The organism is Modestobacter sp. Leaf380 (assembly GCF_001424485.1).
Classification (GTDB): domain Bacteria; phylum Actinomycetota; class Actinomycetes; order Mycobacteriales; family Geodermatophilaceae; genus Klenkia.
Genome location: NZ_LMQC01000020.1, coordinates 48,161 through 62,006 on the forward strand (window position 1 = coordinate 48,161; position 13,846 = coordinate 62,006).

A 13,846-nucleotide genomic window follows, 5' to 3' on the forward strand; every position below is an offset into this window, starting at 1 on the left:
CGCCCCGCCGTCACCCCCGCGACGGCGGGGCGTCCCCACAGCCAGGAGAGGCACGGCATGACCACCGCAGTCCCGCTGACCGCCCCAGCGCCAGGGTCCGGACCCACGGCACCCGTCGTCGAGATGTCCGGCATCACCATCGAGTTCCCCGGCGTCCGCGCGCTGGACGGGGTCGGCCTGCGGCTGTTCCCCGGCGAGGTGCACGCCCTCATGGGCGAGAACGGTGCCGGCAAGTCCACCCTGATCAAGGCCCTGACCGGGGTCTACCGGTACGACGCCGGGACGGTGACGGTCGCCGGGCAGGAGCAGCTCTTCGGCGTGCCCGCCGACGCCCAGGCCGCCGGCATCAGCACCGTGTACCAAGAGGTCAACCTCTGCCCCAACCTGACCGTCACCGAGAACATCGTGCTGGGCCGCGAGCCCCGCAAGCGCGGCTCGATCGACGCCCGCGCCTCACGCGCCCGGGCCCGCCGGGTGCTCGCCGAGCTGCACCTGGACCTCGACCCCGGCAGCATCCTGGGCCGGCACCCCATCGCCGTCCAGCAACTGGTCGCGATCGCCCGTGCCGTGGACACCGACTGCAAGGTGCTGGTGCTCGACGAGCCCACCTCCAGCCTGGACGCCGGCGAGGTCGCCGAGCTGTTCCGCGTCGTCCGCGAGCTGCGCGACCGCGGCGTCGCGATCCTCTTCGTCTCCCACTTCCTGGACCAGGTCTACGAGATCAGCGACCGGATGACGGTGCTGCGCAACGGCCGCCTGGTCGCCGAGCACCGCACCGCCGACCTGCCCCGCCTGCAGCTGGTGCAGGAGATGATCGGCCGCGAGCTCTCCACCCTGGAGCACCTGGACCGCGCGGCCGCCCAGCCCGCACCCACCGACGCCGTCCCCCGGCTGTCCGCCCGCGGCCTGGGCCGCACCGGGGCCATCTCACCCACCGACCTGGACGTGCACGCCGGTCGCGTCACCGGCCTGGCCGGGCTCCTGGGCTCCGGGCGCACCGAGCTCACCCGGCTGCTCTTCGGGGCCGACCGGGCCAGCACCGGCACCGTCGAGGTCGACGGCAAGCCGGTCCGGCTGCGCACCCCGCGCGCCGCGATCGCCCAGGGCATCGCCTTCTGCTCCGAGGACCGCAAGGGCGAGGGCGTCGTCGGCGACCTCACCGTCCGGGACAACGTGCTGCTGGCCCTGCAGGCCCGCCGTGGCTGGGTGCGCCGCATCCCGAAGAAGACCGGCGACGAGCTGGTGGCCAAGTACATCGCCGCCCTCGACGTCCGGCCCGCCGACCCCAACGCGCTGCTGCGCAACCTGTCCGGCGGCAACCAGCAGAAGGTGCTGCTGGCCCGCTGGCTGCTCACCGAGCCCCGGCTGCTGCTGCTCGACGAGCCCACCCGCGGCATCGACATCGGCGCCAAGGCCCAGATCCAGGCCCTCGTCAGCCAGCTGGCCGCCGAGGGCATGTCCGTCGTCTTCGTCTCCGCCGAGCTCGAGGAGGTGCTGCGGATCAGCGACCGGATCACCGTCCTGCGCGACCGTCGCACCGTGGCCGACCTCGACGGCCGGGACACCACCCTCGACGACGTCGTCGACCTGATCGCCCGTGGAGGCGACCGTGCCTGAGACCCCGAGCCCGACCCCCACCCGGCGCCGCCGGGTCGACCTGTCCTCCCCGGTCGTCTGGGCCGCAGCCGCCCTGCTGGCGCTGCTGCTGTTCAACGCCGTGGTCAACCCCGGCTTCTTCGGCCTCCGCATCCAGGACGGCCACCTGTTCGGCTCCCCGGTCGACGTGCTGAAGAACTCGGCCCCGACCCTGCTCATCGCCGTCGGCATGACCCTGGTCATCGCCACCCGCGGGATCGACCTGTCGGTCGGCGCCGTGCTCGCGATCTCCGGGTCCGTCGCCTTCACGATCATCGAGGGCTCGTCGGACCCGACCTCGACCGGCACCGCCGTCGTCGCGATCCTCACCGCGCTGGCCGTCGGCCTGCTGCTCGGTGCCTGGAACGGCTTCCTGGTCTCGGTGATCGGGATCCAGCCGATCATCGCGACCCTGGTGCTGATGACCGCCGGGCGTGGCCTGGCCATGCTGGTCACCGACGGGCAGATCATCACCGCCGAGAGCCCGGCCTTCAACTGGCTGGGCGGAGGGTTCGTCCTCGGCCTGCCCGCCCAGGTCGTGCTGACCCTCGCCGTGCTCCTCCTGGTCGCGGCCCTCACCCGCCGGACGGCGCTGGGCACCCTGATCGAGGCCGTCGGCACCAACCCCGAGGCCGCCCGGCTCGCCGGTGTCCGGTCCCGGTCGATCACCTGGACCGTCTACGTCTTCGTGGCCTTCACCGCCGCGGTCGCCGGGTTGATGACCACCGCGAACGTCAGCGCCGCAGACGCCAACCGGGCCGGGCTCTTCATCGAGCTGGACGCCATCCTCGCCGTCGTCATCGGCGGCACGTCGCTGGCCGGTGGCCGCTACTCGCTGACCGGCACGGTGATCGGCGCGCTGATCCTGCAGACGCTGACCACCACGGTGCTCACCATGGGCGTCCCCGACGAGTACATCCGGCTCTTCAAGGCCGTCGTCATCATCGCCGTCTTCCTGCTGCAGGCCCCGCGCATCCGCGCCGCCCTGAGCCGCCGGCGCGGTGGACCCCGGGCCGTCACCAGCCCCGCCGTCCCGGTGCCCCCGGTCGACGGTGCCGACGCCCGGCCGCTCACCCCGGCCGTGCCCGCCCCGGCGCGGGCCGCCGACGGCCCCAGCTCCACCTCCGACAGCTCCGTCGACTCCGACCAGGGAGCCCTCCGATGACCGTCTCCGACACCCGTCCCGCGCCCGCCCCGGCGCCGGAGGACACCGCCCCGCGGCGTACCGCCGCCCAGTCGGCCTACGCCTGGCTGCGCCGCACCGACACCGGATCCAGCACCTTCTCCGTGCTGGTCACCGCGGTCCTCCTCGTCGTGCTGTTCGGCGCCGGGTCCGCGCGGTACGAGAACTTCGGCTACCCGCAGGTCGCGCTGAACCTGCTGGTGGACAACGCGCACCTGATCGTGCTGGCCGTCGGGATGACGTTCGTGATCCTCACCGGGGGCATCGACCTGTCCTCCGGTGCGGTCGTCGCGCTGTCCACCGTGGTCACCGCCTCGCTGCTGGAGGCCGGCTGGCCCGCGCCGGTGGTGATCGTGTTGGTGCTGGCCATCGGCTCGTCGCTGGGCTGGGCGATGGGGGCCGCGGTGCACCACCTGCAGCTGCAGCCCTTCATCGTCACGCTGGCCGGGATGTTCCTGGCCCGCGGCCTGTGCTTCGTGATCAGCGAGCCCTCCATCCCGATCCGGGACGAGCTGTTCACCGGTCTGGCCCAGAACGTGATCGAGCTGCCCGGCAACACCTACCTGACCTACGGCGTCGTCATCGCCCTGGTGGTGGTCGCCGTCGCCGTCTACGTGCTGCACCGCACCCGCTTCGGCCGCACGGTCTACGCGATCGGCGGCAGCGAGCAGTCCGCCGGGCTGATGGGCCTGGCCGTGGGACGCACCAAGGTCGGCGTCTACGTGATCAGCGGCTTCTGCTCAGCGCTGGGCGGCCTGCTCTTCAGCCTCTACATCCTGTCGGGCTGGAGCCTGCACGCCATCGGCCTGGAGCTGGACGCGATCGCCGCGGTGGTCATCGGCGGCACGCTGCTGACCGGTGGTCGGGGCCTGGTCGTCGGGTCGCTGCTGGGTGTGCTCGTGCTGGGCACGATCCAGTCCTTGATCAGCTTCGACGGTGGACTGAGCTCGTGGTGGACCAAGATCACGATCGGGGTGCTGCTGCTGGTGTTCGTCGTCGTGCAGCGGGTCACCACCCGCCGGGACCGGTCGGTGACCTGACGTGACCGTCCTCGCTCGTCCGGGGCGGGACGAGGAGGCCGCGGGCCTCGTCCCCGCCCCGCGGGTGAGACGATCCGGACCGGACCCCCGGACACCGCCGGCGGGCGGGCGGGAGGTCAGGGTGGAGCCACGGTCGAGCCGACCGGCCGTCATGGCCGACGTCGCCCAGCTCGCCGGGGTCTCCCACCAGACCGTCTCGCGGGTGCTCAACGACCACCCCTACGTCAAGGACGAGACCCGCGAGCGCGTGCTGGCCGCGATGGCCAAGCTGGGCTACCGGCGCAACCTGACGGCGCGGGCGCTGGCCCGCCGGCAGTCCGACACCATCGGCGTGATCGCCTTCGACACCACGCTGCACGGCCCGGCCAGCACGCTGTTCAGCCTGGAGCAGGCCGCCCGCGCGGCCGGCTACGAGGTGCACGTGGTCACCGTGCCCGACCCGGACCCGCAGGCCTTCGCCGACGCCGTCGACCGGTTGGTCGACCAGTCGGTGTGCGGTGTGGTGGTCCTGGCCCCGCAGCGGGCCGCGGTCCAGGTGATGGCGGGGCTCCCGGCGGACCTGCCGGCCGTGGCGGTCGAGGGCGGGGCGGCACCGGGCGTGCCGTCGGTGGTGGTGGACCAGTTCGACGGCGCACTGCAGGCCACCCGTCACCTCATCGAGCTGGGCCACACCGAGATCGCGCACGTCCGCGGCCGGGAGGACTGGCTGGAGGCCAACGCCCGGGCCGACGGCTGGCGGCAGGCGGTCCTCGCGGCCGGGCTGACCGCGCGGGAGCCGCTGGCCGGGGACTGGAGCGCGCGGTCCGGGTACGACGCCGGGCTGCTGCTGCACGAGCGGTGGCCCGAGGTCACCGCGGTCTTCGTGGGGAACGACCACATGGCGCTGGGGTTGGTGCGGGCGCTGTCCGAGGCCGGGGTGGACGTGCCCGGCGACGTCAGCGTCGTGGGCTTCGACGACATCGCCGAGGCGGGGTACCTGCGGCCGCCGCTGACCACGGTGCACCAGGACTTCGCCGAGGTGGGACGGCGGTGCGTCGACGTCCTGGTCGAGCGGATCGACGCAGCCGAGCGGTGGTTCCAGGGTCAGCCGGTCGTGGTGCCCAGCCGGCTGGTGGTGCGGGCCTCGACCGGGCCCGTGCGGCGCTGAACCTCAGCTCAGGAGTGCGCTGACCGCGACGGCCAGCCCGGCGGCCGTGCAGGCCAGTCCGGCCGGCAGCAGGGCCATCCGGCGCAGCGCGGCCCGGCCGTCCGGTGGGCCGCCGGCCTTCATCGCCGGGCGGACGACCCGGAGGAAGACCGCGAGCAGCACCGCGCCGGCACCCAGCAACGCCACCGCGAGGGCCCAGCGCACCAGGGTCGTGTCCACGCCGCTGATCATGGCGCACCCGCGGGCGCGGTGGGGTCACCGGTGCAGCGGCGTCCGCCCCGGTCCCAGGTCGGCGTCCTCGGCGGCCCGACGGCCGGCGTGCCAGCCCGCGGCGTCCACCGTCCGGCCCGGCCGGGTGCGCAGCCGCGGGAAGAGCTCCTGCACGGTCGCGGCGACCGCCTCGTCGCGGCGGGCGAGCACCGGGACCAGGGCGCTGCCGTGCGCACCGGCCGCCTCGGCGGTGGCCTGCTCCCGCGCCTGGACGAGCCGTTCGCCCACCCGGGTGGCGTAGGAGTAGAGGAAGCCGCGGCGGAAGACCGCCGTGCGGGCACCCGCGCCGCCGGAGGTGGCGGCGGCCAGGGCGCGGGTGGCCTGCAGCAGCAGCGAGGTGAACAGCAGCTCCACCAGCTCCAGGTCGGTCGGGAGCCCGACGACCGTGGCGATGCCCAGCTCGGTCAGCAGCACCACCCGGCAGCCGTTCGCCGTGGCGACGGCCTGGAGCAGGTGGGCCTTGGGTTCGGCGTAGGGGTCGTCCAGGTGCAGTCGTCGGGCCAGCACGTCCGCGCCCAGGTCGACCGTCCCGCGGTCGGCGAGCACCGCGGCATCGATGGCGTGCCGGCTCATCAGCTGCTGGGCCTTCGCGGTCAGCGCGTCGGCCTCCTCCGGGAACTCGGTGCGCTCGGCCTTGGCCAGCAGCCCGCGCACCCGGCCCAGCACCTTCTGGTCCACGGGACCGCCGCGGGCCGGGCCGCGGGCCGCCCGGTGCTCGGGCCAGGCGGACGGCCCGGGCAGCAGCTGCTCGAGCCGGGGGAGCGTGGGCAGCAGCGCCAGCACCCGGACGACGTCCCGCCACGCGGTGGCCGCGTCGACCTCGGTGGTGGCCCGCCAGCCGCTGAGCCCGGACGCCGTCCCGAGGCCGGGGAGCTGGTCGGCCCAGGCCAGCGGTGCCCGGTCGGCCGCCCGGGTGGTGGCAGCGTCGGTGACCAGCACCGCGGCGGCCAACCGCCCGGCCCGCCGGTTGACCCGGCGACCGGTGACGTGCACGACGTCGGCGGGCTGCCAGCCCCGGTCGTGCAGGTCGGACACCGCCCGGACCAGGGCGTCCTGCACGTCGGGGGAGTCGACCCCGGGCACCCGCCGGGCCAGCTCGGCGGTCACCGGGTCGAGTGCCTCCGCGGGGAGGTCGGCCTCCCGTACCGCGTCGGCCGCGGCCAGCACCAGCGCCAGGACCGGGTCGTCGTCGGGCCGCCGGGCGCGGCCGGTCCGCCAGGGGGTGCGCATGCCCCGAGCCTGCCCCACCCCGGCGTCGGCACGGCCCCCGCGGGTGGGGCCGGTGGACGGCACCCCCCGGTGTGGACGACGGCCGGCACCGCCGTCCCCTCCTGTGCCGGCCCGGACCGTCGGACCCCGGCGCTACCGTGCCGCCCACCTGACCCGGGAGGCCCGATGGACGTCGACGTGCGGACCCTGCTGCGGATGCGGCTGGCCGCCCAGGGGCTGACCCGCCCGCTGGGGACGTCGGTCGTCGACGTCGTCCGCGGGGCGTTCGCGCTGCAGGGCCAGGACCTCCGGCAGGTCGAGTGGGCGATCGGCTCCCGGCTGGCCGGCAGCAGCGTCGAGGACGTCTGGGCCGCCTTCGACTCCGGCGAGGTGGTCCGGGCGTGGCCGATGCGCGGCACGCTGTTCGCCCTCGCCCCGGCCGACCTGCGGCTGCTGCTGTCGCTGACCGGTGCGCGGCAGGTCGCCCAGACGGCCGGCCGGCACCGGCAGCTGGGACTGACCGAGGCCGACGTCGCACGGGCCGGCGCCGTCGCCCGCGCCGAGCTGACCGGGGGTGGGGTGCTCTCCCGGCCGGAGTTGCTGGCGGCCTTCACCGCGGCCGGGCTGGACGTCTCCGGTCAGCGCGGGCCGCACCTGTACGGCCGGCTGGCCCACGAGGGGCTGCTCTGCCTGGGCCCCCGGCACGGAGGTGCGGCGGGCGGTCCGGCGCAGGGCTTCGTGCTGCTGGACGAGTGGGCTCCGGGGGAGTCCCCGACCGACCGCGGGAGCGCCGTGGCCGAGGTGGTCCGCCGCTACCTGGCCGGACACGGGCCGGCCAGCGACCGCGACCTCGCCTGGTGGACCAAGCTGACGCTCACCGAGGTCCGCGCCGGGCTGGCCGCGGTGCGCGACGAGCTGACCGAGGTGCGGTGCGGGGACGGGGTGCACTGGACCCTCGGTGACCCGCCCCCGGCCGAGCCCTGCGGGGTGCTGGCGCTGGCCGGCTACGACGAGCTGCTGCTGGGCTACACCGACCGCTCGCACGGGTTGGCCCCTGAGCACGCCGACCGGGTGGTGCCCGGCCAGAACGGCGTGTTCTCCCCCCTCGTCGTCGATGACGGCCAGGTGGTGGGGACCTGGCGCCGGGTCGTCACCCGGGGGCGCGCGGCCGTCGACGTCACCCCCTTCGTCGACGTGCCCGACGAGGTGGCGGCCCGGTACGAGGCGGCCGCGGCCGCGGTGCTCGTCTTCCGCGGCGACGCCTGATCAGGCGCGCGGGCGGATCTTCCCGGCGGCGTCGCGGGCGGTGGCCCGGGCGGTGTCGACGTCTTCGTCGCGGGCCAGGGCCACGCCCATCCGGCGACGGGTGAAGCTCTCGGGCTTCCCGAAGAGGCGGATGTCGACCCCGGGGACGGCGAGGGCCTCATCGACGCCGTCGAAGACGATGCCGGTGGCCTCCACCCCGCCGTAGACGACGGCCGAGGCGCCGGCATTGCGCAGCGAGGTGTCCACCGGCAGGCCGAGCAGGGCGCGGGCGTGCAGCTCGAACTCGTTCTGCCACTGGGTGGACATGGTGACCATGCCGGTGTCGTGGGGCCGCGGGCTGACCTCGGAGAACCACACGTCGTCGCCGCGGACGAACAGCTCGACGCCGAACAGGCCCAGCCCGCCCAGGTCGTCGGTGACCGCGGCCGCGATGGCCTGCGCCCGCTCCAGGGCGAGCTCGGACATCGGCTGGGGCTGCCAGCTCTCGACGTAGTCACCGGCCTCCTGGCGGTGGCCGATCGGCGCGCAGAAGTCGGTCACCGGCTGCCCGTCGCGCAGCGAGCGGACGGTCAGCAGGGTGATCTCGTAGTCGAAGTCGACGAGGCCCTCCACGATCACCCGGGTGCCGGCGACCCGGCTGCCGGCCATCGCGTGCTCCCAGGCACCGGCGACGTCGTCCGCGGTGCGCAGGGTGCTCTGCCCCTTCCCGGAGGAGGACATCACCGGCTTGACCACGCACGGGAACCCGACGGCGGTGGCACCGGCCTGCAGCTCCTCGAGGGAGTCGCAGAACCGGTAGTCACTGGTCGGCAGGCCCAGGGTCTCGGCGGCGAGGCGGCGGATGCCCTCCCGGTCCATGGTCAGCCGGGCCGCGCGGGCGGTCGGCACCACCCGGACGCCCTCGGCCTCCAGCTCCACCAGCGTCGGGGTCGCGATCGCCTCGATCTCGGGGACGACGACGTCGGGTCGCTCCGCCTCGACGAGTGCGCGCAGCTGCGCCGGGTCGCTCATGGTGATGGTGCGCTGGTGGTGGGCGACCTGGTGGCCGGGCGCGTCGTCGTAGCGGTCCACCGCGATGGTCTCCACGCCCAGGCGCTGCAGCGCGATCAGCACCTCCTTGGCCAGCTCACCGCTGCCCAGCAGCATCACGCGGGTCGCGGACGGGGAGAGCGGCGTGCCCAGGGAGACCATGCGTGGAGGCTAAACGGCCTCGCCGGCAGGCGCGGAGGCCCCTACGGTCGCGCAGGTGACCGGACGCTGGGGACCAGGGGGCCCACCCGAGGAGGCGTACAGCCGGGTGACCGACGCCGGGCGGTACGCACCGGTGGGCACTCACGCCCGGGATCTGGTGGAGGGGCTGCTCGCCCGCCACGACGTCCGGTCCGAGCCGGCGCCCGCCATCGGGCCCGGGGAGACGGCCGCGGTCAGGCTCGTCCCGGGGCACCCGGGTGCGGCCGAGCTGGTGGTGGTGTGGACCGACTTCCCCGGGGTCCGGGTGCGGGCCGGTCGCTACTTGGAGGAGTCCTTCCCCAGCTGCGGCTGCGACGCCTGCGACGAGGACCCGGTCGACCTGGCCGAGGACCTGGAGACCCTGGTGGCCTCGACGGTCGACGGTGACCTGGTCGAGGAGGTCACCGGCGGGTGGCGAGGCGGCTTGGTGCGCGTCGCGTGGGCGGGCCGGAGCCAGGGTCAGCAGACCGGGCGGTCCACTCCCCGCGGTCGGACGGCGTGGGCGGCGTGGCCGGCGCGCACCGGGTGAGGCCGGCGGGTCAGTCGACCTCGGCGCGCAGCACCGTGCCCTCCAGCGACAACCACACCCGCGAGCTCGACGGGCTGTAGCGCTCGGAGACCGTCACGAGCACGTCGCCGTAGGCGGGGAAGGGCCGTTCCACGACCAGCTGAAGGAAGTCGACGTCCTCGGCGTCCTGGCGCAGCGCCCGGTTGCCCGTGGTGAGCAGGTCGGTCAGCACAGCACCGGTGACCCCGTCGAGGGCGAACTCCGCCTCCGGCGGCGGTGCCGAGGCCAGCGTGTCGGAGTCGCCGTCGCCGGGGGAGTCGAAGGCGTACTCGTGGTACCGGGTCCAGACCTGGCTGGTCGGGTCGAAGAGCACGACCGAGACCTCGCCGTCGTCCACCGAGACCTGGGTCGCACGGCTGCTGCCGGCCTGGGCGACGGCGGCGTCGAGCGCGGTCTGCAGGCGGTCGGGCTCGGTGAAGGGGACGTCCTCGGTGGAGCGGTCCGCTGCCTCGTCGGACCCCTGGGAGGCGAGCGCGGGCGCCAGGCCGGCCTTCTCCGCGACCACCGCGCCGAGGCACAGCAGGAGGCCCACGACCAGGCCCACGGCACGCCCACCGGGCCCGGACCGGCCGCCGGCGGGCGCGGTGGCCGAGGGGATCGGCGGGGTCACAGCGCGTCCTGCTGGACGTAGAGGAGGTCCCCGGACGCCGTGGCCCAGAGCACGTCGCCCCAGTCGCCCTGCACCCGGAGGGTGACCTCGTCGCGCAACCCCGTGGGCACGTCCACGACCGTCACCAGGTCCTGGTCCCCACCCCAGGTGTCGGGGTGCTGCAGGCGGGCCCGGTCGAGGACCCGGGACAACGCGTGGGGACCGACGTCCCGGGGGGAGAAGCGGACGGGCGGGAACGGGCCGCTCGCCGGGTCCGCCGCGGCGGGCTCGACGCGGGCGGTGAACCCGCCCGGCGCGGACGGGTCCGCGCGCACCGTGATGGTCGTCAGCACCGTCGGACCGGCCACGGTCAGCTCGACCTCGTCGTCGGTCACCTCGATGCGTTCCAGCGTCGTCACACCGTGCTGCCGCGTCGCCCACTCCAGGGCGTCCCCCAGGACCCGGCCGGAGGAGAAGCCGGGGGTGCCGGGGGGCCGGGCGGGTGTCCGTCCGCGGCCCGGTCGGGTGCCCGGTCGCGGGCGCTGCGGGGAGCGCAGGGCGAGGAGCCCGGACACGGTGAGCAGGACGAACGCGGACAGGGCCGAGTACGGACGGGCGACGTCGGCCGCGAAGGCACCCACGGACCCCAGCCCCAGCCCCAGGACGAGACCCCTCACGAACCGCACGTGACCTCCGGGCAACGGTGGGTGGTGACGGCGACACCAGTGAGGCAGGGCCCTCCGACGGTCGGCCGGTCGACGGTGACGACGCCCACCGCCCCGGAGTGGCTACCGGCGGGTGACCGGCGGACCATCGACGGGTAGACGCCGTCGTCACGAGGAGAACCCACCACATGACCGCCGACCTGCTGACCGGGGACTTCTTCGGGTACGAGACCCTGCTGTCCGACGAGGAGCGCAAGGAGCTGCAGTCGCTCCGGGAGTTCCTGGACGAGAAGGTGCGCCCGCGGGTGAACGCCGCCTGGGCCGCCGCCGAGTTCCCGATGGACCTGATCCCCGAGTTCGCCTCGATCGACGTGGTGGGGCGCGCCTACGAGTGGGACGGCCGGGTGCCGGCGTCCAAGCTCTACGGCGGGTTCCAGGCACTGGAGCTGTCCCGCGTCGACCCCTCGATCGCCACCTTCCTGGGCGTGCACAACGGCCTGGCGATGGGCTCGATCATGATCCTGGGCTCGGAGGAGCAGCGGCAGCGCTGGATCCCGGAGATGATGTCGATGGACAAGATCGGCGCCTTCGCCCTCACCGAGCCCGAGGGCGGTTCCGACGTCGCCCGCGGCCTGCGCACCACCGCCCGCCGGGACGGTGACTCCTGGGTGCTCAACGGCGCCAAGCGCTGGATCGGCAACGGCACCTTCGCCGACCACGTCGTCGTCTTCGCCCGGGACGAGGCCGACGACGCGGTGAAGACCTTCGTCGTGGACAAGGGCACCCCGGGCTTCACCGCCACCAAGATCGAGGACAAGTTCGCGCTGCGGACCGTGCAGAACGCCGACATCACCTTCGTCGACTGCCGCATCCCCGCCGACCACAAGCTCGAGGGCGGCAACACCTTCAAGGACGTCAACAAGGTCCTCAAGGTGACCCGCGGCGGGGTGGCCTGGTCCGGTGTCGGCTGCCAGATGGGCGCCTACGAGTACGCGGTGGCCTACGCCAAGGAGCGCGAGCAGTTCGGCAAGCCGATCGGCAGCTACCAGCTGATCCAGGACCTGCTGGCCAAGATGCTCGGCAACGTCACCGCCTCGCTGGGCATGGTCGTGCGGATCGCCCAGCTGCAGGAGACCGACGACCTGCGCGACGACCAGGCCGCGCTGGCCAAGGCCTACGTCACCGCCCGCGGGCGGGAGACCGTGGCGATGGCCCGCGAGCTGTTCGGGGGCAACGGGATCGTGCTGGAGAACAACGTCATCCGGTACTTCAACGACGCCGAGGCGCTGTACTCCTACGAGGGCACCCGGGAGATGAACACCCTCATCGTGGGCCGCTCGGTCACCGGGATGAGCGCCTTCGTCTGAGGCTGCAGCGCTGGTGGAGTGACAGGGACGCGGGATCCGCGCCCTGCCACTCCACCCGCGGGGCGTACAGTTAGGTGACCCTAACCAGTACGACCGTGGAGGACCGCGTGACACAGGCACCGCGCAAGCGCCGGGTGACCCGGGTGGGCACCGTCGTCCGCACCGAGCGGGTGACCCCGCACCTGGTCCGTGTCGTCCTCGGCGGGGAGTCGCTGGCCGGCTTCGGCGCCGGCGACTTCACCGACCACTACGTCAAGCTGCAGCTCCCACCGGCCGGGGCGCCCTACGCCGCGCCCTTCGACGTCGACGCCGTCCAGGCCGAGCAGCCGCGCGAGCTGTGGCCGGTCAGCCGCACGTACACCGTGCGCGCCTGGGACGCCGAGGCCACCGAGCTCACCATCGACTTCGTCACCCACGGGGACGACGGCGTCGCCGGCCCCTGGGCCGCGGCCGCGCAGCCCGGCGACCTGCTGCAGTTCGCCGGGCCCGGCGGCGCCTACGCCCCCGCCCCGGACGCCGCCTGGCACCTGCTGGCCGGCGACGACTCCGCGCTGCCCGCGATCGCCGCGGCGCTGCCCCGGCTGCCGGACGGCGTCCCGGCGCAGGTGTTCGTCGAGGTCGAGGGCCCGGCCGACGAGCAGGACCTGCCCGGCGTCACCTGGGTGTACCGCGGTTCGCAGCCGGTCGGTGCCGCCCTCACGGCGGCGGTGCTGGCCGCGGACCGTCCCGAGGGCACCCCGCACGCCTTCGTGCACGGGGAGGCCGGGTTCGTCCGCGAGCTGCGCCGGTTCCTGCGGGCCGAGCTGGACCTGCCGCGCGAGCTGATGAGCGTGTCGGGCTACTGGCGGCTGGGCCGCACCGAGGACCGGTGGCAGGCCGAGAAGCCCGAGTGGAACGCCGCCGTCGAGGCCGACGAGGCCGCGCTCACCGTCTGAGACGGCGGGCGCGGCCCCGTGGGTCACATGTCGCGGTAGCGCTTGGCCTGGGCCGTGGCCTCGCGGAGCTGCTCGACGTCGAACTCCGGGCCGTAGCCGGGGGTGTCGCGCTGGATGCGCCAGCCCTCGGCGAGCGGGCCGACGTCGAAGGTGTCGAAGCCGATGGCGTCGATGTAGCCGGCCACCCACGCCTTGGCGTCGGCGTCGTCCCCGGCGATGACCAGCGCCCGGCGGTGCTCGGTGCCGGTGGCGGTGCGCTTGCTGGTCAGGTGCTCGCTGTAGATGTGGTTGAACGCCTTGACGACCGTCGAGGTGGGCAGGTGGCGCTGGGCCATCTCCGCGGTGGTCGTCGTCTCCTCGTCGAGCTCGGCGATGTGGCCGTCCCGCTCGGGGTAGTAGTTGTTGGTGTCGATGACGGTCTTGCCGGCCAGCGGCTCGACCGGCACGTCGGCCAGGTTCTTCAGCGGGACGGTGACGACGACGACCTCGCCGGCCTCCCCGGCCTCGGTGGCGGTGGCCGCCCGGATGGAGCCCTGCCGCGACGGGCGGGCCTCGATCTCGGCGACCAGGTCGGCCAGGGTCTCCGGGCCGCGGGAGTTGGACAGGACGACGTCGTAGCCGGCGTCGGTGCTGATGCGGGCGAGCTGGGCGCCGATCTGGCCGGCGCCGATGATGCCGATGGTGGTCATGTGGGGTCGAACGCCGGGCGTCCCCGCGCATTCCTCCCTGCGGAGTGCCCGGG

General features: G+C 74.5%; 14 protein-coding genes. 8 read left to right on the plus strand and 6 right to left on the minus strand.

Going from position 1 to position 13,846, the window contains the following annotated elements; all coding sequences use genetic code 11:
- Nucleotides 1–57 precede the first annotated feature (57 nt).
- The 4 genes from ASG41_RS15595 (at nt 58) to ASG41_RS15610 (ending at nt 5,005) form a co-directional block, all read left to right on the plus strand.
- Nucleotides 58–1,617 (plus strand): sugar ABC transporter ATP-binding protein, encoded by a 1,560-nt coding sequence (locus ASG41_RS15595; RefSeq protein WP_056296925.1) that lies wholly within the window; start codon nt 58–60, stop codon nt 1,615–1,617.
- Complete coding sequence (locus ASG41_RS15600) at nt 1,610–2,800, plus strand: ABC transporter permease (protein ID WP_200939004.1); 1,191 nt, start codon at nt 1,610–1,612, stop codon at nt 2,798–2,800. The genes ASG41_RS15595 and ASG41_RS15600 overlap by 8 nt, the downstream gene beginning before the upstream one ends.
- Entirely contained in the window at nt 2,797–3,858 is a 1,062-nt protein-coding gene (yjfF, locus tag ASG41_RS15605; RefSeq protein ID WP_082557007.1) for a galactofuranose ABC transporter, permease protein YjfF, read from the plus strand. Before ASG41_RS15600 ends, yjfF begins: the two co-directional genes overlap by 4 nt.
- Before the next feature lie 121 nt (nt 3,859–3,979).
- Complete coding sequence (locus ASG41_RS15610) at nt 3,980–5,005, plus strand: LacI family DNA-binding transcriptional regulator (protein WP_235564841.1); 1,026 nt, start codon at nt 3,980–3,982, stop codon at nt 5,003–5,005.
- A 3-nt stretch (nt 5,006–5,008) separates the two neighbouring features.
- Here ASG41_RS15610 and ASG41_RS15615 read toward each other — a convergent pair whose 3' ends face one another.
- Nucleotides 5,009–5,224, minus strand: coding sequence for a hypothetical protein (locus tag ASG41_RS15615; protein ID WP_157519456.1), 216 nt, complete (start codon nt 5,222–5,224; stop codon nt 5,009–5,011).
- A 36-nt stretch (nt 5,225–5,260) separates the two neighbouring features.
- The gene (locus tag ASG41_RS15620) at nt 5,261–6,505 is read right to left on the minus strand and encodes a DUF2786 domain-containing protein (protein ID WP_082557008.1); all 1,245 of its coding nucleotides are present in this window, start codon (nt 6,503–6,505) and stop codon (nt 5,261–5,263) included.
- A 165-nt stretch (nt 6,506–6,670) separates the two neighbouring features.
- Here ASG41_RS15620 and ASG41_RS15625 point away from each other — a divergent pair, with 165 nt between their 5' ends.
- On the plus strand, nt 6,671–7,750 hold the full coding sequence (locus ASG41_RS15625; RefSeq protein ID WP_056296939.1) for a winged helix DNA-binding domain-containing protein: 1,080 nt from the start codon (nt 6,671–6,673) through the stop codon (nt 7,748–7,750).
- Here ASG41_RS15625 and purT read toward each other — a convergent pair whose 3' ends face one another.
- The gene (purT, locus tag ASG41_RS15630) at nt 7,751–8,941 is read right to left on the minus strand and encodes a formate-dependent phosphoribosylglycinamide formyltransferase (RefSeq protein ID WP_056296941.1); all 1,191 of its coding nucleotides are present in this window, start codon (nt 8,939–8,941) and stop codon (nt 7,751–7,753) included.
- Nucleotides 8,942–8,996: 55 nt separating this feature from the next.
- Between purT and ASG41_RS15635 the strand changes: the two genes are divergently transcribed.
- On the plus strand, nt 8,997–9,509 hold the full coding sequence (locus tag ASG41_RS15635) for a DUF6226 family protein (RefSeq protein WP_157519457.1): 513 nt from the start codon (nt 8,997–8,999) through the stop codon (nt 9,507–9,509).
- A 10-nt stretch (nt 9,510–9,519) separates the two neighbouring features.
- On the opposite strand, the gene ASG41_RS15640 is transcribed toward ASG41_RS15635, so the two are convergent.
- Both ASG41_RS15640 and ASG41_RS15645 read right to left on the minus strand, forming a co-directional pair.
- Complete coding sequence (locus tag ASG41_RS15640; protein ID WP_056296947.1) at nt 9,520–10,158, minus strand: hypothetical protein; 639 nt, start codon at nt 10,156–10,158, stop codon at nt 9,520–9,522.
- Nucleotides 10,155–10,814 carry a hypothetical protein gene (locus ASG41_RS15645; protein WP_157519458.1) on the minus strand — a complete coding sequence of 220 codons (660 nt, stop codon included), beginning with the start codon at nt 10,812–10,814 and terminating at the stop codon, nt 10,155–10,157. The genes ASG41_RS15640 and ASG41_RS15645 overlap by 4 nt, the downstream gene beginning before the upstream one ends.
- Nucleotides 10,815–10,990: 176 nt before the next feature.
- Between ASG41_RS15645 and ASG41_RS15650 the strand changes: the two genes are divergently transcribed.
- Nucleotides 10,991–12,169, plus strand: a complete 1,179-nt coding sequence (locus tag ASG41_RS15650; RefSeq protein WP_056296953.1) for an acyl-CoA dehydrogenase family protein — start codon at nt 10,991–10,993, stop codon at nt 12,167–12,169.
- A 107-nt stretch (nt 12,170–12,276) separates the two neighbouring features.
- Complete coding sequence (locus tag ASG41_RS15655; protein WP_056296960.1) at nt 12,277–13,104, plus strand: siderophore-interacting protein; 828 nt, start codon at nt 12,277–12,279, stop codon at nt 13,102–13,104.
- Nucleotides 13,105–13,127: 23 nt separating this feature from the next.
- Here the strand turns inward: ASG41_RS15655 and ASG41_RS15660 are convergent, their stop codons facing one another.
- Nucleotides 13,128–13,793, minus strand: coding sequence for an NADPH-dependent F420 reductase (locus ASG41_RS15660; RefSeq protein WP_056296963.1), 666 nt, complete (start codon nt 13,791–13,793; stop codon nt 13,128–13,130).
- Between the last annotated feature and the right edge of the window lie 53 nt (nt 13,794–13,846).

Bases quoted from the DNA above. Each gene is read 5' to 3' on its own strand.
- ASG41_RS15595 (WP_056296925.1), top strand. From the start codon at position 58: ATGACCACCGCAGTCCCGCTGACCGCCCCAGCGCCAGGGTCCGGACCC.
- yjfF (WP_082557007.1), top strand. From the start codon at position 2,797: ATGACCGTCTCCGACACCCGTCCCGCGCCCGCCCCGGCGCCGGAGGAC.
- ASG41_RS15620 (WP_082557008.1), bottom strand. From the start codon at position 6,505: ATGCGCACCCCCTGGCGGACCGGCCGCGCCCGGCGGCCCGACGACGAC.
- ASG41_RS15625 (WP_056296939.1), top strand. From the start codon at position 6,671: ATGGACGTCGACGTGCGGACCCTGCTGCGGATGCGGCTGGCCGCCCAG.
- purT (WP_056296941.1), bottom strand. From the start codon at position 8,941: ATGGTCTCCCTGGGCACGCCGCTCTCCCCGTCCGCGACCCGCGTGATG.
- ASG41_RS15650 (WP_056296953.1), top strand. From the start codon at position 10,991: ATGACCGCCGACCTGCTGACCGGGGACTTCTTCGGGTACGAGACCCTG.
- ASG41_RS15660 (WP_056296963.1), bottom strand. From the start codon at position 13,793: ATGACCACCATCGGCATCATCGGCGCCGGCCAGATCGGCGCCCAGCTC.